Here is a 20,858-nt window from a genome sequence, read left to right on the forward strand (position 1 = left end):
AGGAAAGGCAACGGGTGACTATCCCCAAAAAATAGCATGCCTTGAGGGTTTTTCTTCAAAACGCTGCATCAGCGCTGAAACCTTTCATCTAACAGGCCAGCTCCGCTCTGTCGCGAAATTGCTCCAGCGCCTGGGGGTTGGCCAGGGCATCGGTGTTCTTCACCGGCTCGCCATGCACCACGTTGCGCACTGCCAATTCGACGATTTTGCCGCTGATGGTGCGGGGGATATCCGTGACAGCGAGGATCTTCGCCGGCACGTGGCGCGGTGTGGTGTTGGCGCGAATCACCTGGCGGATCTGCTGTTGCAGCGCCTCGTCCAGTTCGATTCCGTCATTGAGCCGCACAAACAGCACCACGCGCACGTCGTCCTGCCAGCGTTGACCGATGGCGAGGCTTTCCAGCACCTGCGGGACTTTTTCCACCTGGCGGTAAATCTCGGCGGTGCCAATACGCACGCCGCCGGGGTTGAGCACCGCGTCTGAACGCCCGTGGATCAACAGGCTGCCGTTGGCGCGTTGCTCGGCATAGTCGCCCTGGGCCCACACGCCGGGAAACTGGCTGAAATACGAAGCGCGCAGTTTTTGCTGCTGCGGGTCGTTCCACAGCCCGATGGGCATAGCCGGGAAATGCCGGGTGCACACCAGTTCGCCTTTCTCCCCGACCAGGGGCCGGCCCTGGTCGTCCCACACTTCGATGGCCATGGCCAGGCTCTTGCACTGCATTTCACCGCGCCGCACGGGCAGCACCGGGTTGCCGATCACAAAGCAGGAGACAATGTCGGTGCCACCGGACATCGAGGACAGGCACAGCTCGGCTTTGATCTCGCGGTACACGTAGTCGTAACTCTGGGGCGACAGCGGCGAGCCGGTGGAAATCAGGCCCTTGAGGCTGCCCAGGTCGTGGCTCAAGCGCGGCTGCAACCCGGATTTTTCCAGGGTGGCGAGGAATTTGGGGCTGGTGCCGAACACGCTGATTTTTTCCGCATCGATCAGGTCGATCAAGCGTTCGTGGCCGGGGTGGAACGGTGATCCGTCGTACAGCACCGCAGTGGCGCCGATCGCCAGTACCGACACCAGCCAGTTCCACATCATCCAGCCGCAGGTGGTGTAGTAGAACAGGCAGTCCTCGCGGTTAAGGTCGGCATGCAGGCCGTGCTCCTTGAGGTGCGTCAGCAATACGCCGCCCGTGCCGTGGATGATGCACTTGGGGATGCCGGTGGTGCCGCTGGAATAGAGGATATACAGCGGGTGATCGAACGGCACCGCGACAAATTCGGGATCGCCACAGGCTTGGTAGAAGTCGTCCCACAGCGCGACGTGGGCGTGGGTGGTGTAGTCCCCAGCCTGCGCCTCGGGCTTGGCGTACGGCACGATGATCAGCTGTTGCAGGGAGGGCAGGCGCTCAAGGATTTCATTGAGCTTGGCGCTCTGGTCGATGCGCCTGCCGGCATAGCGGTAGCCTGCGCAGGTGATCAATACCTTGGGCTCGATCTGGCCGAAGCGGTCGATGACGCCTTGGGTGCCGAAGTCTGGCGAGGAGCACGACCAGATCGCACCGAGGCTGGTGGTGGCGAGCATGCCGACCAGGGTTTGCCAGGTGTTGGGCATACACGCGGCCACCCGGTCACCCCTGCCGACCCCGGCCGCCCGCAGGCTTTTTTGCAGGCCGGCCACGTGTTCCGCCAGTTGGGCATAGCTCAATTGTTCGCGTTGGCCGTCTTCGCTGACAGCCACCACCGCAGGGTGATCATCGCGGCGGCGCAACAGGTGTTCGGCAAAGTTCAGGGCGGCGCCGGGAAACCAATGGGCGCTGGGCATCTCGACGTCTTCGATCAGTGTGACGCTGGGCGGGCTGCGAAACTGCACGTCGAAGAACGCGACAATCGCCTGCCAGAAGTCCGGGCGCTGGTCGATGCTCCATTGGTGCAGGGCGGGGTAGTCGTTGAGTTGCACGCCGTGGCGTTGGTTGATGAAGCGGCGGAACTGGTCCATGCGCGTGTTGGCGATGCGTTCCGGGGAGGGTTGCCAGAGGATCTCGGACATAAGCTGCCTCTTGTTAAAATTGTGGGGGCTGTGTGTGAATTACTGGGCCAGCCAGCCACCATCGATGTTCCACGCCGCGCCGCGCACCTGGGCTCCGGCTTCGCTGCACAGAAACAACACCAGCTCGCCCAACTGCGACGGCGTCACAAACTCCAGCGACGGCTGTTTCTCCGCCAGCAGATCCTGCTGCGCTTGCTGTGGGTCGACCCCGCTGGCCACACGATCATCAATCTGCTTCTGCACCAGTGGCGTCAGCACCCAGCCCGGGCAGATGGCGTTGCAGGTCACATTGCTGGTGGCGGTTTCCAGGCCCACCACCTTGGTGAGGCCAATCACCCCATGCTTGGCCGCCACATACGCTGCCTTGCCCACTGAGCCGACTTGCCCGTGCACCGAGGCGATATTGACAATGCGCCCCCAGCCTTTGGCCTTCATGCCCGGCAAGCTCAGGCGGGTGCTGTGGAACACCGAGGACAGGTTGATGGCGATGATCGAATCCCAACGTTCCACAGGGAAATCTTCCACGGCTGCCACATGCTGGATCCCGGCATTGTTGACCAGGATGTCCACGCCACCGAACTCGCGCTCGGCGTAGGCGAGCATGTCGGCGATCTGCGCGGGGTCGCTGACGTCGGCCGGGTGGTGCCCGACCTTGCCGCCAAACGCCTGCACCTGGGCGATCACCGCACTGGCGTCGCCAAAGCCGTTGAGAATCAGGTTGGCGCCGGCCTTGGCGAGGCTCAGGGCTATCCCTAAGCCGATGCCGCTGGTGGAACCGGTGACCAAGGCGGTCTTGCCATTCAAAGTCGTCATGAAAACCTCACACAATGCCGGTGGCGTAGAAAGTACCGATCACCACGAACACCGCAAGGGTCTTGATGATCGTGATGCCAAAAATGTCCTTGTAGGCTTCGCGGTGGGTCAGCCCGGTGACCGCCAGCAGGGTGATCACCGCGCCGTTGTGGGGCAGGGTGTCCATACCGCCGCTGGCCATGGCCGCGACTCGGTGCAGCACTTCAAGAGGGATATTGGCCGCGTGGGCGGCTGCAATAAAGCTCTCGGACATCGCGGCGAGGGCGATGCTCATACCGCCGGAAGCAGAGCCGGTGATACCGGCCAGCAAGGTCACGGTAATCGCTTCGTTGACCAGCGGGTTGGGGATGCCCTTGAGCCAGTCCGCCAGTACCAGAAAACCCGGCAGCGAGGCGATCACGGCGCCAAACCCATATTCCGACGCGGTGTTCATCGCCGCCAGCAATGCACCGCTTACCGCGCTTTTACTGCCTTCGGCCAGCTTGCTCTTGATCGCCGAAAAGCCGAACACCAACACCACGATAATCCCCACCAGCAACGCCGCCTGCACCGCCCAGATCGCGGTGAGCTTGGCGATTTCGGTGGTCACCGGCGCGCTCATGCCCGGCAGGCTGAGGCTGTGGGTCTTGCCGTACCACTGCGGGATCCAGTGGGTAAACAGCAGGTTCATCACCCCCACCAGGATCAGCGGCGACAACGCGAGCCATGGGTTGGGCAAGCTCAGGTTGTCGGCGGTTTCCGGCTCATTGCGCAACTCGGTGCCATAGCCTTCACCGGCCCGCTGGGCCTTGTTGCGCTGGCGCGCCAGGTAGAGCATGCCGGCGCAGAACACGAAGATCGTGCCGATCAGCCCCAGCCACGGCGCCGCCCAGGCGGTGGTGTTGAAGAAGGTACTGGGGATGATGTTCTGGATCTGCGGCGTGCCGGGCAGGGCGTCCATGGTGAACGAAAACGCGCCGAGGGCGATGGTTGCCGGGATCAGGCGCTTGGGAATATTGCTCTGGCGGAACATCTCGGCGGCGAACGGGTACACCGCAAACACCACCACGAACAGCGACACGCCACCGTAGGTGAGCAGGGCGCAGACCAGCACAATCACCAGCATCGCCTGGCGCGTGCCGAGCAAGCGGATCGCGGCGGCGACGATCGAGCGCGAAAACCCCGACAGCTCAATGAGCTTGCCGAACACCGCACCGAGCAGGAACACCGGGAAATACAGCTTGATAAAGCCGACCATCTTTTCCATGAACACCCCGGTAAAGGCAGGGGCGACGGCGGACGGGTCGGTGAGCAGCACCGCGCCAAGGGCGGCGATGGGGGCGAACAGGATAACGCTATAGCCACGGTAGGCGGCCAGCATCAGCAGCGCGAGCGCGGCCAGGGCAATGATCACACTCATGGTGTGTCTCCATCGGATTGTTATTGTTGTGGGTGACGCTTTGGGAGGGAGCTATAGCGAGATGTGTGCCATATTTGTAACGTGTTGATATATATGAAGTTATTTGATTTTTTGGATATCTTTCCAGAAGACAGTCTCAATCGAGAGACGAGTGGAGATCCTTTGTGGGAGCTGGCTTGCCTGCGATAGCGGTGGTTCAGCGGGCTTATAGGGCACTGTTATACCGCTATCGCAGGCAAACCAGCTCCCACACACGCATGTCTTGATATTGGGAATTGTGTCTCTTTATTGAGACTGGGTTAGTCCAAGCGCCAACATTTTTTTATACAACGTCGACCGCCCAAGCCCCAACCGCTTGGCCGCCTCTACCACATTGCCTTCACAGGCCTTGAGCGCCTCCGCAATCACCTGCCGATCAAACCGCTCCCGCGCCGCCGCAAAGGTTTCACCTTCGACCGCCGCCACCGCGCCCCGCTGTACCGGGCTGAACGTGCCAATCGCTGCGCGAAGGTCGCTGGCATTGAGCATCAGGTCATCACTCAACAGCGCTGCCCGCTCCAGGACATTGCGCAGCTCGCGGATATTGCCCGGCCAGGCATGTTGGGCCAACAGCGCCAGCGCATCGCGGTCCAGTTCGTGCTGGCTGCGCAACTCCTCAAGGATCGCCTCGCTCAACGCCGGAATATCCTCCAGGCGTTCACGCAACGGCGGCACCTGGATCGGCAGCACGTTCAGTCGGTAATACAAATCCGCACGAAACTCGCCACGCTTGATCGCTGCTTCCAGGTCCATGGACGTCGCGGCAATCACCCGCACATCGCTGTGCAGCATCTCGTTGGAACCCACCGGTTCGAATTCCTTTTCCTGCAACACCCGCAGCAATTTGCTTTGCAGTGGCAGCGGCATGTCGCCGATTTCGTCGAGAAACAACGTGCCGCCCTGGGCGATCTGGAACTTGCCAGGGCGTCCCTTGCGGTCGGCACCGGTAAAGGCGCCGGGTGCGGTGCCGAAGAATTCGGCTTCAAGCAGGTCATGGGGAATCGCCGCGCTGTTGATGCTCACAAAGGCTTTGTGCGCCCGTGGCGATGCGCCGTGGATGGCCTGGGCGAGCAGCTCTTTGCCGGTGCCGGTTTCCCCGAGCAGCAATACCGGCGACTCGGCGCTCGCACTGCGCCGCGCCCGGCGCTTGACCTCCAGGCTCGCCGCGCTGGTGCCGATAAAGTGCGCGAAGTTGTATTTGCTCTGCCGCGATCGCAGCAGTGAGCGCGTGGAGGCCAGCTCCTGCTGCATGCTCAGGTAGCGCTCGATCAGCGGCGACAGGTTGCGCAGTTCATCGAACAGCGCAAAGCCAATCGCGCCGATCACCGCCCCGGCCTCGTCGTGGATCGGCAGGCGCATCACCACCAGCGGGCCCTTGGGAGTGTCCTGGATGTCCAGCAGGATCGGCCGGTCATTGCGCACCACCTGGCGCAGCAGGCTGTTGGAAATCACCTGCTCGCACGGCTGGCCGATGGCTTGGTCGGCGCTCTTGAGGCCAAAACGCTTGGCGTAACGCTCGTTCATCCACACGATATTCGCATCGCGGTCGACGATGACCGTGCCTTCGCTGGACTGCTCGATGATCTCGAACAGCGACTGGATGGCCAGGCCGCGAACCTGTTGGTAGTCCTTGAGGCTGGTACTCATGGAAACAAAATCCTGTAGGAGCGAGCTTGCTCGCGAAGGTCGTCAACGATAATGCGGTGTATCTGAAAAAACGGGGGGTATTTAAGTTTTTCGCGAGCAAGCTCGCTCCTACAGGGGGATGTGCGCTGCTGCCAGCAGTTCTTTGGTGTACGGGTGTTGGGGCGATTCGAACACATCATGGCTGGCGCCACGCTCCACTACCTTGCCATCCTTGACCACGATCATGTCATGGGCCATGGCCCGCACCACCGCCAGGTCATGGCTGATAAACAGGTAGGTCAGGCCATATTTGTCCTGCAGTTCGCGCAGCAGCGCCACCACTTGTTTCTGCACCGTACGGTCCAGGGCCGAGGTGGGTTCGTCGAGCAGCATCAGCGCGGGCTTGAGCACCAGGGCGCGGGCAATGGCAATGCGTTGGCGCTGGCCACCGGAAAACTCATGGGGGTAACGATGCCGGCTGGCGGGGTCCAGCCCCACGTCCTTGAGCACCTGGATCACTTGCGCTTCGCGGTCGGCCAGGCTGCACGGTGCGTGCACTTCCAGGCCTTCGCTGATGATCTGCTGCACCGACATGCGCGGGCTGAGGCTGCCATAGGGGTCCTGGAACACCACCTGCATCTGCTTGCGCCATGGGCGCATCTGCTGATGGTTGAGCGGGTCCAGGGCCTCACCCTGAAAGCGGATGCTGCCGCTGGAGTCGAGCAAGCGCAGGATCGCCTGGCCCAGGGTGGACTTGCCGGAACCGGACTCACCGACAATCCCCAACGTCTTGCCGCGCTGCACGCTGAGGCTGATGCCGTCCACCGCACGCAGGTAGGTCTTGGCCCGGAACAGCCCGCCGCCGAGGGGGAATTGCACGCTCAGGTCGTCCACTTCCAGTACCGTCTCACGCGGCTCGCTGCACAGCACATCGCCCGAAGGTTCGGCGTCCAACAGCAGGCGGCTGTAAGGATGCTGCGGGCTGGTGAACAAGGCCTGGCAGTCGGCCTGCTCGACGATTTCCCCGGCGCGCATCACACAGACCCGCTGGGCGATACTGCGCACCAGGTTCAGATCGTGGCTGATCAGCAGCAGTGACATGCCCAACCGCTGTTGCAAGGACTTGAGCAGCAGCAGGATCTTGCGCTGCACCGTCACGTCGAGCGCCGTGGTGGGCTCATCGGCAATCAGCAGTTCGGGCTCGCAGGCCAGGGCCATGGCGATCATCACCCGCTGGCGCTGGCCGCCGGACAATTGATGGGGGTAGGCCTTGAGCCGTTCCTGGGGTTTCTGGATGCCCACCAGTTCCAGCAGTTCGAGGATGCGCGCCTGCGCCGCCTTGCCGCCAAGGCCCTTGTGCAGCAGCAGGGTTTCGCCGATCTGCTTTTCGATGCTGTGCAGCGGGTTCAGGGAGGTCATCGGCTCCTGGAAGATCATGGCAATGCGGTTACCGCGCAATTTTTGCAGGGTGCTTGGTGAGGCGCCGATCAGTTCCTGGCCGCGATACTTGATCGAACCCAGGGTTTCGGTGCCGGCTTGCGGCAGCAGTTGCAGGATCGAATGGGCCGTCACCGACTTGCCCGAGCCCGACTCGCCCACCAGCGCCAGGCACTCGCCGGGGCGCACGTCCAGGCTCAGGTTGCGCACGACGGTCTGGCCGTTGAAAGCGACGCACAGGTCGCGGATTTCGATCAGGTTCATACGCAGTCACTCATGAGCGGGGGTCGAAGGCATCACGCAGTGCCTCGCCGATAAACACCAGCAACGACAGAATCAGCGCCAGGGTGAAAAACGCCGTCAGCCCCAGCCACGGCGCTTGCAGGTTCTGCTTGCCCTGGCCGATCAGCTCGCCCAGGGACGCGCTGCCGGCGGGCATGCCAAAGCCAAGGAAATCCAGGGCGCTCAAGGTGGAAATCGCCCCGGTCAAGATAAACGGCAAATAGCTGAGGGTCGCGGTCATGGCGTTGGGCAGGATGTGCCGACGAATGATCTTGCCGTCGCCCAGGCCCAGGGCGCGCGCGGCCTTGACGTATTCCAGGTTGCGCCCGCGCAGGAACTCGGCGCGCACCACGTCCACCAGGGCCAGCCAGGAAAACAGCGCCATGATCCCCAGCAACCACCAGAAGTTCGGCTCCACAAACCCCGACAGGATAATCAGCAGGTACAGCACCGGCAGGCCAGACCACACCTCCAGGATGCGTTGCCCAAGCAAGTCCACCCAGCCGCCGTAGTAGCCCTGCAACGCCCCGGCGGCAATCCCGATGACGGCGCTGATGGCGGTCAGTGCCAGGGCAAACAGGATCGACACCCGTGCACCAAAGATCACCCGCGCCAATACATCGCGGGACTGGTCGTCGGTGCCCAGCCGGTTCACCGCCGACGGCGGGCTCGGAGCAGGGCGGGTAAGTTCGTAGTTGGGGGTGTCATCGCTGAACGGAATCGGCGGGAACAGCATCCAGCCTCCCTCCTGCTTGATCAGCTTTTGCACATAGTCACTGCGGTAGTCCGCCTGGAACGGCAATTGCCCGCCGAACTGCTGCTCGGTGTAGCGCTTGAACACCGGGAAATACAGCTCGTTCTTGAAACTGAGCACCAAGGGCTTGTCATTGGCGATCAACTCGCCGCCCAAGGTCAGGATGAACAGGCCGATAAACAGCCACAGCGACCACCAGCCACGGCGGTTTTTCTTGAAACGCTCGAAACGCCGACGCGCCACGGGAGACAGGTTGAGCATCAGGCGTTCCTCGCGGCGAAGTCGATACGCGGGTCCACCAGGGTGTAGCAGAGGTCACCGATGAGTTTTATCAAAAGGCCGAACAGGGTGAAGATAAACAGCGAGCCAAACACCACCGGGTAGTCCCGGGACACGGCCGCCTCGTAGCTCATGCGGCCCAGGCCATCGAGGGAGAAGATCACCTCAATCAGCAGCGAACCGGCAAAGAACACACTGATAAACGCCTGGGGAATCCCCGAGATCACCAGCAGCATGGCATTGCGGAATACGTGACCGTACAGCACCCGGCGTTCGCTCAAACCCTTGGCGCGGGCGGTGACCACGTACTGGCGGGTAATTTCATTGAGGAACGAGTTCTTGGTGAGGATGGTCAAGGTGGCGAACCCGCCGATCACCAGCGCCGTGACCGGTAGCACCAGGTGCCAGAAATAGTCGGCCACCTTGCCCACGGTGCTCAGTTCGGCGAAGTTTTCCGAGACCAGCCCGCGTACCGGGAACCAGTTCAGCGAGGTGCCGCCGGCGAACACCACGATCAGGAACATCGCAAACAGGAACGCCGGCATCGCATAACCGATGACGATGGCCGTGCTGCTCCACATATCAAAGCTGCTGCCATGGCGCACGGCCTTGCGTATGCCCAGCGGGATCGACACCAGGTAGGTGATCAGCGTGGCCCACAGGCCGAGGGAAATGGTGACGGGCATCTTTTCCAGGATCAGGTCAGTCACCGTCGCGCCGCGAAAGAAGCTGTTGCCGAAGTCCAGTTGGGCGTAGTTCTTGAGCATCAACCACAGGCGTTCCGGCGCGGATTTGTCGAAGCCGTATTGTTTTTCGATGTCCTTGATCAGCTTCGGGTCCAGGCCGCGGCTGGCCCGCGAGCCGCTGATGCCTTCGCCGGATGCACCGGCTACACCGCCGCCGCCAATGCCTTGCAAGTGCGCGATGGCTTGTTCCACCGGCCCGCCGGGCGCGGCCTGCACGATCACGAAGTTCACCAACAGGATGATCACCAGCGTCGGGATGATCAGCAGCAGGCGCCGTACGATATAGGCAAACATCAGTGGGCCTCTCCGCGTTTTTTCAATTCAGCCTGCATTTGTTCGTTCGTCAGCGGGGTGGGGCTGACTTCCCACCAGGTTTCCAGGGCTTCGTCGTTCTTCGCCTCGATGGCCGGGCGCCCGAAACGGTTCCACCACGCGGCGGAGGTGCCCGGTGGGTAATAGTTGGGGATCCACAGGTAATTCCATTGCAGTACACGGTCCAGGGCGTGGGCATAGGTGAGCATCTTCGCCTGGGTGTCGGCCTTGACCAGGCCATGGATCAGCGTATCGACGGCCGGGTCCTTGAGCACGATGTAGTTGTTGGCGCCCGAATCGAACGCGGCGGCAGAACCGAAATAGTTGTACAGCTCCATGCCGGGCGAGGTGGTCACAGGGAAGCCTGTGACGATCATGTCGTAGTCGCGGGCCATCAGCCGGTTGACGTATTGCGAAGAGTCTATGCGGCGGATATTCAGGGTGATGCCGATCTGCGCCAGGTTGCGTTTGTAGGGTAGCAACAGGCGCTCAACGCCGTTCTGCACATTCAGGAAGGTGAATTCCAGCGGTTCGCCCTGGGCATTCACGAGTTTGTCGCCCACGGGTTTCCAGCCAGCGTCTTCCAGCAGGGCCAAGGCTTGCAGCTGTTTATCGCGGATCATGCCACTGCCATCGGTGACCGGGGCCTTGAACACCTGGGTAAACACCTCGTCGGGAATCTGCCCGCGCAGGGGTTCGAGGATCGCCAGTTCTTCCGGAGTGGGTAACTGGCTGGCGGCCAGCGGGCTATTGGAGAAATAGCTCTGCTGGCGAATGTACAGGTTGCGCATCATCTGCCGGTTGGCCCATTCAAAATCCCACAGCATCGCCAGGGCCTGGCGCACGCGGCGATCCTTGAACATCGGTTTTTGCACATTGAACACATAACCCTGGGCCGGCTGCGGCATCTCCTTGGCCAGATGCGCGCGCTGCAAGCGGCCATCGTCCAGGGCCGGGCCGTTGTAGCCGATGGAGTAACCAGTGGCAGAGAATTCACGGTTGAAATCGTAGGCGCCGCCACGCAGCACCTGGCGCGCTACTTCGGTGTCGCCGAAGTACTCCAGGCTCAGGTGATCGAAGTTGTACAGGCCACGGCTGACCGGCAAGTCCTTGCCCCACCAGTCGGGGTCGCGGGTGAAGGTGATGGTGCTGCCGGAGTCGATCTTGCTGACCTTGTAAGGGCCGCTGCCCAGCGGGGCTTCGTAGCCGCCGCCGTTGGCAAAGTCGCGGGTCTTCCACCAGTGCTCGGGGAACACTGGCAAGGTGGCGATATCCAGAGGCAGGGTGCGGTTTTCGTTGCTGGAAAAGTCAAAGCGCACCTGACGTTCGCCTTCGACTTCGACGTGTTTGACGTCGGCAAACAACGTGCGATAGCGCAGGCTGCCTTGGGTCATCAACACGTCAAAGCTGTAACGCACGTCTTGCGCGGTAATGGGCGTGCCATCGGCAAAGCGCGCCTTGGGGTTCAGGTAAAAACGCAGCGACAGGCCGTCGCCTGCGCGTTCCATCTTTTGCGCCACCAGGCCATAGACAGTGTAAGGCTCATCCAACGAGCGCAACGCCAAGGGCGCGTACACCCAGCCGTCGACCTGGGACACGCCGATGCCTTTGTCGATATAGGGCAGCACGTGGTCAAACCGCCCCACCTCCAGCGCTGAGCGCCGCAGGCTGCCGCCCTTGGGGGCGTTGGGGTTGGCGTAGTCGAAATGGCTGAAACCTTCGGCGTACTTGGCGGGCTCGCCGTACACCGTCAGGTAGGTTTGCGGGGCCGCGATCACCGCAGTGCTGGCCATTAGCAAGGCCAGGGTGGAACAGAGCAGAGATGAAAAAGCCAATCGCATTATCAGCCTTGAACGCCGGGTAAAGAATAATAAGGATTTGTACGCTAACGGCCTGGGCATCGCCAGTCATCAGATGCACAACGGCCCACCAAAGGGCGGGCCGTTGTTTATAGCATCAGCGCAGATTGAATCAATCCTGGCGGCTGGTGACTTCCAGCAGGTGATAGCCGAACTGAGTCTTCACCGGGCCTTGCACGGTGTTGACCGGGGCACTGAAGACCACGGTGTCGAATTCCTTGACCATCTGGCCTGGGCCGAACGAACCGAGGTCACCGCCTTGGCGGCTGGATGGGCAGCTGGAGTTGGCTTTAGCGACTTCTGCGAAATCAGCGCCGCCTTCGATTTGGGCTTTGAGTTCGTTGCACTTGTCTTCAGTGGCAACGAGGATGTGACGGGCGGTGGCTTTGGCCATGGTGAGTAACTCCTAGAGTAAAAAACGGTGAGCGTACCGGATTCAGGCGGTTATTTCTCGGCAAAGTTCCACTGGGTGTTCAGCCGCCACTGTTCAGGCCGTGCCGGTTCAAGGCAGCACGAGATAGTCGTTGCGCTGCACGATCGGTCGGTGCGCCGCTTGCACCAGGTGTATATAGCGGCCGTCCACCAGGTCGATGGGCAGGCAGTCGTCGATATCCAGCACGGCGTCGGTGTGGGCCTGGGACCAGTGGCTGAGCATCTGCTGCTTGCCTTTGCGCATGGCCTCCTGTTTGTGATGGGCGACCACCAGTAGATAGTGATGGGCTTCGCCGAAGCTGTTGGCCTCGTAGCCGCCGAGGTTGATGAAGTACAAGCGCGGCGCATCGCCGTGGGGGGCCAGGGGGCTGAGCTCCACCTTCCAGCCGTCGACGCCATCGACGGCCATCCATGAATCGATGTGTAGGCCTTTGGGGCTGCCAAACCAGGCGTCTCGTAATTGCGGGTAGGTGGCTTGCAGGGTGTCGGCCACTGCGAATACCACATCGTGTACTTCGATCCTGGCCCGCGGGTGCTTACCCCCGAGCATGACGACAAACAGCATTACCGGTGTTTCCTGGGGAGTGGTGAGAGGGCAACCATACTGCGATTGAGCTGGTTTGTCCGGTTGGGATCGGGCCTTTGTGTCGCTATGCTGAACCTGTGGGAGCTGGCTTGCCTGCGATGACGGCCTGACAAGCAACACCTATCCACCTGACACCCCCCAATCCAACTGTGGGAGCGGGCTTGCTCGCGAAGGCGGCCTGGCAGTCAACACAATTGGATTGTGTACATATCCATTGCTGCGGTAACGGCCACTTAGGGTTCCGCCCTGACGGCGGCTCACTTTTGAACAGCGCAAAAGTAAGCAAAACGCTCTTGCCCCACCACTCGGCACCTCGCTTAGGCTCGGTGTGCCCGAACGCAGGCTTGACTCCGTGGGCCGCCGCCACGCGCCATCCATGGCGCGGGGCGGCTAACCCGGCGTCCTGCCGGGTTACCCACGAATTCAAGCCTGCGTTCGGCCAGCGTGGTTTAACGGGGCGCCTAAGATCACAAGCAGATCAAGAGCAAGATCAACAGCGGCTCGCTTCGCATCGTGGTTACCGTTAACCCGTCACTGGGCTGCGCCAGTCATCCGAGCCGGACGTCCCGGCGACTTCGTGCGTCCAGATGATCTTGCGATAGGTGAAGTGCACATCCTCCAGGTGGGTGAAGTGGGCGTTGTCTGGGTCCTGGCAGTTGGGCATGCGCGACTGGATGTCGACGATGGTGGCGCCTTCCAGCTCAATCGTGAAGTAGTGCTCCTGGGTTCCGGCCGAGGAGGTGCGCAGCCACTCCAGGCGGCAGGACACTTCTTCGCCGGTGGTCAGGGCGCTGAACAGCAAGGGTGAGGATTTATCGAAAACCTTGCTGATCATCAGCGGTTTATGCACGCGCTGACCGGTCGGCTGGCCCGATTGCGGGTCGCGGGGAATGATCACCTGATGAGCAAACGCCTGCACCAGAATCTGGTCCTCATGGCCTTCCTGATAAATGTTGCCTACCGAGTCCTGGGTAAATGTGCCTGCCGTAATCAAACCTTGTTTGACACCGGTGATGGAGAGGTACGCGGGTGTGGGCATGACGGGTTTCCTTGCCTGATTGAGTAGGTATTGCCGGGCAGCGAGAGCGCTGAACGGGCAGGAACCTATAACAAGAAGCGTGCCTGAAAGTGTGAGGGCCAATGAAATAAAGGCGAAGAGGGCGCAGGGGGAGGTTATTGAGCGTTTATTGTCGGGCTGGGGGTGTTTTTTAGCGCTATTAGTTGCGCGTTTATGCGCAATTAGTTGCTCATTTCATATGTTTGTTAAATGTGCGGCCGTGGCAGTCGAGGGGTGGTTTTGGCTTGGTTAAGCTGCGCAAATACCTGCGCATCTTCCTTGGTATAGGGGTGTGTAGGATGTTTCTTAAGTTCCGTTCTGTTACTTGCTGATTGTTTTTTTCGTGGCTAAGGTTCGCTCACTTCAATGTGTTTTGAGCGAAAGTTCAAGGGCGTTTTAACAATGACGTTAATTTTGCCTACTTTGCCTTGGATGGTTGTGTGCAGCCCAAAATGGTTTATTCAGAAAAGCAATATGCCTATTACTTAGAACTTGCACGGACAGCGTGTTCGCCCAGCAGTTTTGTTGGCAGCGATATGCGTTTTTCAAGCGAGTTTGAAGTGCTGGAAACCGAGCTGGGCAAGGCGCACTCCATTCATGGGGCGGGCCTGCCGGATTGGCAGAAGATCAGCGAAATCAGCGAGGGCATTCTGCGTGAGCACTCCAAGGATCTGCGCGTCGCCGCCTGGTTGGCCTGGGCCTTGTATCAACGTGATTCATTTGCTGGGTTGCTGGCCGGCCTCGGTGTGCTGCGTGACCTCTGCGAGCATCATTGGGCGCAGGTCTATCCCGTTAAGCTACGTACCCGCATTGCGGCGCTTGGCTGGTTGGTGTCGCGCCTTGAACAAGCGTGTGCGCACAACCTCCCGCTCGGTGATCAACGACCGTTATTCCAGGCGTTGTTGGAACACCTGGAATGTCTGGACCGGCTATGGGGCGAACAGCTAGGCAGCGAGGCGCCGTTGCTGTTGCCGGTTCGCCGGCAGTTGTCGGCGCGCTTGGCCCAGGCTGTAGCTGAACCAGGCAGCGTTGCGGGCGTCATTGCCCAGGTCAAGCCAGCGCCAACTGCGCTGCTGGAACCCGAGCAACCGCTCAATAACGAAAAAGACGCGCACAAGCGGCTGCGCGCATTGCAGGAGCAGGCTCGGCCTTTATGTGCCTGGTGGTTGCGTCAGGATGCCACCGACCCGCGCGCCGTGCGCCTGGGCCGAACCCTGGCGTGGTTGATGCTCGTCAATTATCCCGACGCCAATACTGAGCGGGTGACGGCGCTGCGCCCATTGGCTGGCGACAAGCGCAAGCGCTATCAAGACCGCTTCAGCCAAGGCCATTACGCCGATCTGTTGCTTGAGCTTGAGGTCAGCCTGGCCGGTGCGATGTTCTGGTTCGATGGGTTGCGCATGGTCTGGGAGTGCCTGGAGGCCTTGCACGCAGAGCTGGCCATGACCGAACTGGAAATGCAATTCGCTCTGCTGCTGCATCGCCTGCCGAACCTGCCTGAGTATCGGTTCGACGACGGCACGCCCTTTGCCGACCCCGCGACAGGTGAGTGGATCGCGCTTCACGTGATGCGTCACGTACACAAGCCCGAGCCCTCCAGTGTCGTCGTCGACAGCGTTGCCCAGCCCTGGGAAGCCGCGTTGCAAGCGGTGATGCCCTGCCTGCGCAAGGACGGTCTCAAGGCTGCGGTGGGCGCGCTCAAGCAAGGGCTGCGGGCGGCGAGCGGTGATCGAGCGAGTTTTCACTGGCACCTGGCACTGGCCAGGTTGTGTGTGGCGGCCGGCAAGCATGACCTGGCCAGGATCCAGCTGGAACAACTCGACCTGCAATTACAGCGCACTGGCCTGGAAAGTTGGGAGCCGGAGCTGGCCGTGCAAGTCGGCCAACTGCTGTATCGCTGCTACGAGCTGTTGCCACAAAACCAAGCCGTACAAGACGCAAAAGACACCCTGCATCGCCGGTTGTGCCATTTCGACCTGGAAGCAGTACTTCAATAGCGCCTCATAAAAAAGGAGAAGCACCATGGCCAAAGACGGTTCGGTAGCCCCCAAGGAACGTATCAACATTACCTTCAAACCCGCGGTCGGTGGCGCGCAGGAAGACGTCGAGCTGCCGTTGAAGCTGCTGGTGCTGGGGGATTTTTCCCTGCGGGCAGACCCACGCAAACTCGAAGATCGCAAGCCCATCGGCATCGACAAGCACACCTTTGACGAGGTGTTGGCCAAGCAGGCGTTGAGCCTGACGCTGAGCGTGCCTAACCGCCTTCAGGATGCAGCCGAGGTGGAAGAGTTGCCGGTTCAGGTGCGGATCAGCGCGATGAAGGACTTCAACCCCGCGAACCTGGTGGAGCAGATCCCGCCATTGCAAAAGCTGATGGCGTTGCGTGAGGCATTGGTGGCGCTCAAGGGCCCGTTGGGCAATACGCCCAGCTTTCGCAACGCTATCGAGCGGGCGTTGGCCAATGGTGATTCCCGCGCTCGAGTGCTTGCCGAACTCGGCCTGGATAGGCCTCAAGCCTGACATTTTCAGTAAAAGGACACTGACACCATGACCACGATTCAACACGGCAAGCAACCCGTTCAGGTTATCGAGGGCGGTAGCATCCTCGATAACATCATTTCCCAGACGTTACTCGGCGCCGACGACGAGGCTTATGGCATCGCCAAGCGCGGCGTGTCGGCGTTTATCGCAGAGCTGGTCAAGCCACATAATCGTGATGAGCCCGTAAAGAAACGCCTGGTCGACCGGATGATCGCCGAGATCGATACCAAGCTCAGCGAGCAAATGGATGAGATTCTTCACCACCCGGACTTCCAGGCGTTGGAGGCTTCGTGGCGAGGCTTGCAGTTGCTGGTCGATCGCACCAATTTTCGCGAAAACATCAAGATCGAACTGTTGAATGTCTCGCGCCAGGACCTGCTGGATGATTTTGAAGACTCCTCGGAAATTACCCAATCCGGGTTGTACAAACACGTCTACAGCGCCGAGTACGGCCAGTTCGGCGGCCAGCCAGTGGGCGCAATCATTGCCAACTACTTTCTTTCGCCCAGCGCACCCGATGTGAAACTGATGCAATACGCATCCAGCGTCGCCGGCATGGCCCACGCGCCCTTTATCGCTGCGGCGGGGCCGAGTTTCTTCGGCTTGGAAAGCTTCACCGGGTTGCCCGACCTGAAGGATCTGCGGGACCATTTCGAAGGCCCGCAATTTGCCAAGTGGCAGAGCTTCCGGCAGAGCGAAGACGCCCGATATATTGGCCTCACCGTACCGCGCTTTCTGCTGCGCACGCCGTATGACCCCCTTGAGTGCCCGGTCAAGACCTTCGCCTACCAGGAGAATGTGGTTAACAGCCACGAGCATTACTTGTGGGGCAATACCGCCTATGCCTTTGCCACTCGCCTGACCGACAGCTTCGCGCGCTTTCGCTGGTGCCCCAACATTATTGGCCCGCAAAGCGGCGGGGCGGTAGAGGACCTTCCGCTGCATCACTTCCAGAGCATGGGCGAGATCGAAACCAAGATTCCTACCGAGGTGCTGGTGTCGGACCGGCGCGAGTACGAGCTGGCACAAGAAGGTTTCATCGCCTTGACCATGCGCAAGGGCAGCGACAATGCGGCGTTTTTTTCCGCCAGTTCCGTACAGAAGCCCAAATCCTTTGGCATCAGTGAGGAGGGCAGGGCGGCAGAACTCAATTATCGCCTGGGCACCCAATTGCCCTACATGATGGTGGTCAACCGCCTGGCTCATTACCTCAAGGTGCTGCAACGGGAGCAGTTGGGCGCATGGAAAGAGCGGACGGACCTGGAGCTGGAACTCAACAAGTGGGTTCGCCAATACGTGGCGGACCAAGAAAACCCCAGCGCCGAAGTACGTGGGCGGCGCCCATTGCGTGCCGCGCGCATTGTCGTCAGCGATGTCGAAGGCGAGCCTGGCTGGTACCGGGTCAACGTCACGGTACGCCCGCATTTCAAATACATGGGGGCAGACTTCACATTGTCCCTGGTCGGCAAGCTCGATAAAGAATGAGCAGAGGCCAGGGCATGCTTGAGCACAACAGTCTTTTCGAACGCCTCGAGCAGGGGGCGTCGAACCCGGGCGCCGCGGTGGCGTCCATCGCCGCACATTTGGGGAAAATGCTCAGCACTCGTGCGGGCAGTGTCCAGACGCTGCCTGATTATGGCTTGCCTGATCTCAATGACATGCGGCTCAGCTTGCATGAGTCCTTGAGCCAGTCGCGGCTGCATATCGAACGATTTATCCAGGCCTATGAGCCGCGGCTGTCGAATGTACGTGTCAGGCTGCTGCCGGTTGTGCGTGACTCCTTGTCCCTGGCATTCGCCATTGAGGCTGAGCGGATGATTGACGGCGTCTTGCACGCCTTGGTGTTCCACGCGCGCCTTACGGATACCGGACGGGTTGAGGTCTGTGCCGATGACGCTTAACCGTTATTTTCAAAGCGAACTCAGTGCGCTGCGCCAACTGGGGCGGCGTTTTTCCGAGCGTAATCCCGCCCTGGCGCCGTTTCTCGGCGAAGCCGGCCAAGACCCGGATGTCGAGCGCTTGCTGGAGGGGTTTGCCTTCCTGACCGGGCGCCTGCGCCAAAAGCTGGATGACGAACTGCCAGAGTTGACGCACTCATTGATGCACCTGCTCTGGCCCCATTACATGCGGCCGATACCGGCCTTCAGCATTCTTCAATTCGACCCGTTGAAACGCTCCGGCCCCAGCGTACGGGTGGCGCGGGACACCGCGGTGCAAAGTGCTCCCATCCACGGTGAGCGTTGCCAGTTCCGTACATGCTACGCCACTGACGTCATGGCCTTGCAACTCAGTGGCCTGGAGTACAGATGCCAGGGCGATGGGGCCTGGTTGGATTTGCACCTGCGCATGAGTGTCGACGGCAGCTTCAGCGAGTTGATATTCGATTCGCTGCGACTGCACCTGGCCGGTGACCATTACATCAGTCAGGGCCTGTATCTGAGTCTATTGCGTCACCTGGAGTGCATCAGCCTGTTGCTGGTGGATCACGATGGTCTGCCGATCACCACCAGCGATGGCCACCCGGTGACGCTGCGGCTCAATGCCAGTCGGGTCCGGCCAGTGGGGTTTTCCCAGGAACAGGCGCTGATTCCTTACCCGCAGAACACCCTGGAGGGTTATCGGCACCTGCAGGAGTATTTCGCCTTTCCCGAGAAGTACCTGTTTGTCGACGTCGAAGGCCTGGACGTGTTGCACAGTTTGCCCCACGAGTTGCTACGGCAGACGCACGGCCTGGTGATGCGTTTCGAACTTCGCAGCCAGGGCCGTGAGCCCCTGCGTCCTACCGTGGATAACGTGAAGCTGTATTGCACGCCCATCGTCAACCTGTTTACACAGGATGCAATTCCCATTCGCCTGGACGGTAAACAGGACGAGTACCTCCTGGTGCCCGGGGAATATACGCCGGGCAATGCCTGCGTGTTTTCCGTGGACCGAGTCACCGGTTGGCGACCCGGTGGCTTGGGTTATCAAACCTACGTGCCGTTCGAGTCGTTTGAACATGACGGCAACAGCGAGCCACTGGCGGCACCGCCCAGCTACAGCATTCGCCAACGTTCGTCGGTTCAACATGCCGGACTCGACACCTGGATGGGGTTCGGCAATCGCCGCGAACAGGGGCAGGAAACCCTGTCGGTCGAACTGACCTGTACCAATGGCAACCTGCCACGGCAATTGCGTGCAGGCGAGATTAACCAGCCCGGCGAACAGACACCGGAGTCGTTGACGTTCCGCAATATCACCGCGCCAACGGCGAGCTACGCGCCGCCCCTGGACCAGGATTTCCTGTGGAAGCTCATCAGCAATATGTCGCTCAACTACTTGTCGTTGACCGATATCAACGCCTTGAAAGTGATTCTCGAAACCTACGACCTGCCGCGTTATTACGATCGTCAGGCGTTGAAGGTCAGCCAGAAAAGGCTGGGGGCCTTGCGCGCTATTCATCATGAGGCGATGGATCGCCTGCATCGTGGGTTACCCGTGCGAGGTGTGCGGGTCGATCTGACCGTCGATTCCCAGGGCTTTGTCGGTCAGGGCGACTTGTTTGTATTTGCTTCGGTCCTCAATCAGTTCTTTGCGCTTTATGCCAGCCTCAATTCCCATCACGAGTTGCGTGTCATCAGCACACAAGGAGACGTGTATCTATGGCCATCCCTGATGGGACAGCAGCCCCTGCTCTGACTCAACTTTGCCGTGGTATCCGTGAATACACGCTGTTCCAGGCAGTTTTGCAGGTCACCGAGCGATTGCGCGAGGCTCATCCGCTGCTGGATGAGGACGCGTTGTACGACCAGTTGGAGTTCCAGGCCAACCCTGGCTTGGGGTTTGCCGCGCATGATATCGACCGAGTGGAGTTCTTTATGGAGCACGGACATTTGCGTGCGCGCTTGCGGCTCAATGTACTGGGGTTGTTTGGCGCCGGGTCCCCACTGCCTGCGTTTTACGGTGAGCAGGCATTTGCCGAGCAGCCAGGCGGCAACCCCACTCGAGACTTCCTGGATCTGTTCCATCATCGCCTGCACCGGCTGATGCTTCCGATCTGGCGCAAATACCGCTATCGGGCCTGTTTCCGGGCAGGCGCCAATGATGGTTTTTCCGAACAGATGTTTGCCTTGACTGGGCTGGGCGGCACCGTGATCCGTGGTGCTTCCCGACTCGATTGCAAGCGCCTGCTGCCATACCTTGGCCTGTTGAGTGTGCGGGTGTACTCGGCGGCAATGATCGAGTCGGTCCTGCGTTACTACTTCAAGCACGACGCGTTGTTTATCGAGCAGTGGGTTGAACGCCAGGTGAAGGTTAGCCAGGTACAACGCAATGACCTTGGACGGGCCAATAGTGTCCTTGGTGAGGATCTGGTCCTGGGACGCCGCGTCGCTGACCGCAGTGGCAAGTTCAGGGTGCATGTCCTCGCGTTGGGGTGGCAGCGCTTTCACGACTTCCTGCCCACGGGAAAGGCCCATCAGCCGCTGCGCTCGCTGGTGCGCCTGACGCTGCGGGACCCATTGGAATACGACCTGCGCCTGGTAATGGCACAGGACCAGATCAGGCCGTTGCACATTGGCGAAAACACGGTGTGCCGCCTGGGCTGGACCACTTGGCTGGGGCGTGAACGGGCCGATGGCGTAATCACGCTAACCCGCAATTTTCATTAGGGA

General features: G+C 60.6%; 17 protein-coding genes. 6 read left to right on the forward strand and 11 right to left on the reverse strand.

What is annotated here, in order from left to right; genetic code table 11:
* Positions 1 to 88: 88 nt before the first annotated feature.
* The 11 genes from HU731_RS00390 to HU731_RS00440 form a co-directional block, all read right to left on the reverse strand.
* Positions 89 to 2,044: an acetoacetate--CoA ligase gene (locus HU731_RS00390; RefSeq protein WP_186606559.1), complete on the reverse strand. Its 1,956-nt coding sequence runs from the start codon at positions 2,042 to 2,044 to the stop codon at positions 89 to 91.
* A gap of 39 nt (positions 2,045 to 2,083) precedes the next feature.
* Positions 2,084 to 2,857 carry a 3-hydroxybutyrate dehydrogenase gene (locus HU731_RS00395; RefSeq protein ID WP_056788134.1) on the reverse strand — a complete coding sequence of 258 codons (774 nt, stop codon included), beginning with the start codon at positions 2,855 to 2,857 and terminating at the stop codon, positions 2,084 to 2,086.
* A 7-nt stretch (positions 2,858 to 2,864) separates the two neighbouring features.
* Positions 2,865 to 4,256 carry a GntP family permease gene (locus HU731_RS00400; RefSeq protein WP_003191810.1) on the reverse strand — a complete coding sequence of 464 codons (1,392 nt, stop codon included), beginning with the start codon at positions 4,254 to 4,256 and terminating at the stop codon, positions 2,865 to 2,867.
* A 285-nt stretch (positions 4,257 to 4,541) separates the two neighbouring features.
* A complete protein-coding gene (locus HU731_RS00405; RefSeq protein ID WP_186606560.1) occupies positions 4,542 to 5,942 on the reverse strand; it encodes a sigma-54 interaction domain-containing protein in 1,401 nt (466 codons plus the stop codon).
* A gap of 108 nt (positions 5,943 to 6,050) precedes the next feature.
* Positions 6,051 to 7,622: an ABC transporter ATP-binding protein gene (locus HU731_RS00410; RefSeq protein WP_186606561.1), complete on the reverse strand. Its 1,572-nt coding sequence runs from the start codon at positions 7,620 to 7,622 to the stop codon at positions 6,051 to 6,053.
* Between the two features lie 10 nt (positions 7,623 to 7,632).
* A complete protein-coding gene (locus tag HU731_RS00415; RefSeq protein ID WP_186606562.1) occupies positions 7,633 to 8,655 on the reverse strand; it encodes an ABC transporter permease in 1,023 nt (340 codons plus the stop codon).
* Positions 8,655 to 9,713, reverse strand: a complete 1,059-nt coding sequence (locus HU731_RS00420; RefSeq protein ID WP_032876053.1) for a microcin C ABC transporter permease YejB — start codon at positions 9,711 to 9,713, stop codon at positions 8,655 to 8,657. Before HU731_RS00420 ends, HU731_RS00415 begins: the two co-directional genes overlap by 1 nt.
* The gene (locus HU731_RS00425) at positions 9,713 to 11,572 is read right to left on the reverse strand and encodes an extracellular solute-binding protein (RefSeq protein ID WP_186606563.1); all 1,860 of its coding nucleotides are present in this window, start codon (positions 11,570 to 11,572) and stop codon (positions 9,713 to 9,715) included. Before HU731_RS00425 ends, HU731_RS00420 begins: the two co-directional genes overlap by 1 nt.
* A gap of 130 nt (positions 11,573 to 11,702) precedes the next feature.
* Positions 11,703 to 11,984 (reverse strand): peptidylprolyl isomerase, encoded by a 282-nt coding sequence (locus HU731_RS00430; RefSeq protein ID WP_003208024.1) that lies wholly within the window; start codon positions 11,982 to 11,984, stop codon positions 11,703 to 11,705.
* Positions 11,985 to 12,092: 108 nt separating this feature from the next.
* Positions 12,093 to 12,587: a DUF1543 domain-containing protein gene (locus HU731_RS00435; RefSeq protein WP_186606564.1), complete on the reverse strand. Its 495-nt coding sequence runs from the start codon at positions 12,585 to 12,587 to the stop codon at positions 12,093 to 12,095.
* Positions 12,588 to 13,131: 544 nt separating this feature from the next.
* Complete coding sequence (locus HU731_RS00440; protein ID WP_014718214.1) at positions 13,132 to 13,647, reverse strand: Hcp family type VI secretion system effector; 516 nt, start codon at positions 13,645 to 13,647, stop codon at positions 13,132 to 13,134.
* Between the two features lie 470 nt (positions 13,648 to 14,117).
* Here HU731_RS00440 and tssA point away from each other — a divergent pair, with 470 nt between their 5' ends.
* From tssA to tssG, 6 genes are read left to right on the forward strand one after another with little or no spacing between them, the layout of a single operon-like run.
* Complete coding sequence (tssA, locus tag HU731_RS00445) at positions 14,118 to 15,662, forward strand: type VI secretion system protein TssA (RefSeq protein ID WP_186606565.1); 1,545 nt, start codon at positions 14,118 to 14,120, stop codon at positions 15,660 to 15,662.
* Positions 15,663 to 15,687: 25 nt separating this feature from the next.
* Complete coding sequence (gene tssB, locus HU731_RS00450) at positions 15,688 to 16,185, forward strand: type VI secretion system contractile sheath small subunit (RefSeq protein WP_186606566.1); 498 nt, start codon at positions 15,688 to 15,690, stop codon at positions 16,183 to 16,185.
* 27 nt (positions 16,186 to 16,212) lie between these two features.
* Positions 16,213 to 17,691, forward strand: a complete 1,479-nt coding sequence (gene tssC, locus HU731_RS00455) for a type VI secretion system contractile sheath large subunit (RefSeq protein WP_186606567.1) — start codon at positions 16,213 to 16,215, stop codon at positions 17,689 to 17,691.
* Between the two features lie 14 nt (positions 17,692 to 17,705).
* Positions 17,706 to 18,107: a type VI secretion system baseplate subunit TssE gene (tssE, locus tag HU731_RS00460; protein ID WP_186606568.1), complete on the forward strand. Its 402-nt coding sequence runs from the start codon at positions 17,706 to 17,708 to the stop codon at positions 18,105 to 18,107.
* The gene (gene tssF, locus HU731_RS00465; RefSeq protein WP_186606569.1) at positions 18,097 to 19,884 is read left to right on the forward strand and encodes a type VI secretion system baseplate subunit TssF; all 1,788 of its coding nucleotides are present in this window, start codon (positions 18,097 to 18,099) and stop codon (positions 19,882 to 19,884) included. The genes tssE and tssF overlap by 11 nt, the downstream gene beginning before the upstream one ends.
* The gene (gene tssG, locus HU731_RS00470; protein WP_186606570.1) at positions 19,848 to 20,855 is read left to right on the forward strand and encodes a type VI secretion system baseplate subunit TssG; all 1,008 of its coding nucleotides are present in this window, start codon (positions 19,848 to 19,850) and stop codon (positions 20,853 to 20,855) included. The genes tssF and tssG overlap by 37 nt, the downstream gene beginning before the upstream one ends.
* Positions 20,856 to 20,858 lie beyond the last annotated feature (3 nt).

This window comes from Pseudomonas salmasensis (assembly GCF_014268375.2).
In the GTDB taxonomy this organism is placed as follows: Bacteria; Pseudomonadota; Gammaproteobacteria; order Pseudomonadales; family Pseudomonadaceae; genus Aquipseudomonas; species Aquipseudomonas salmasensis.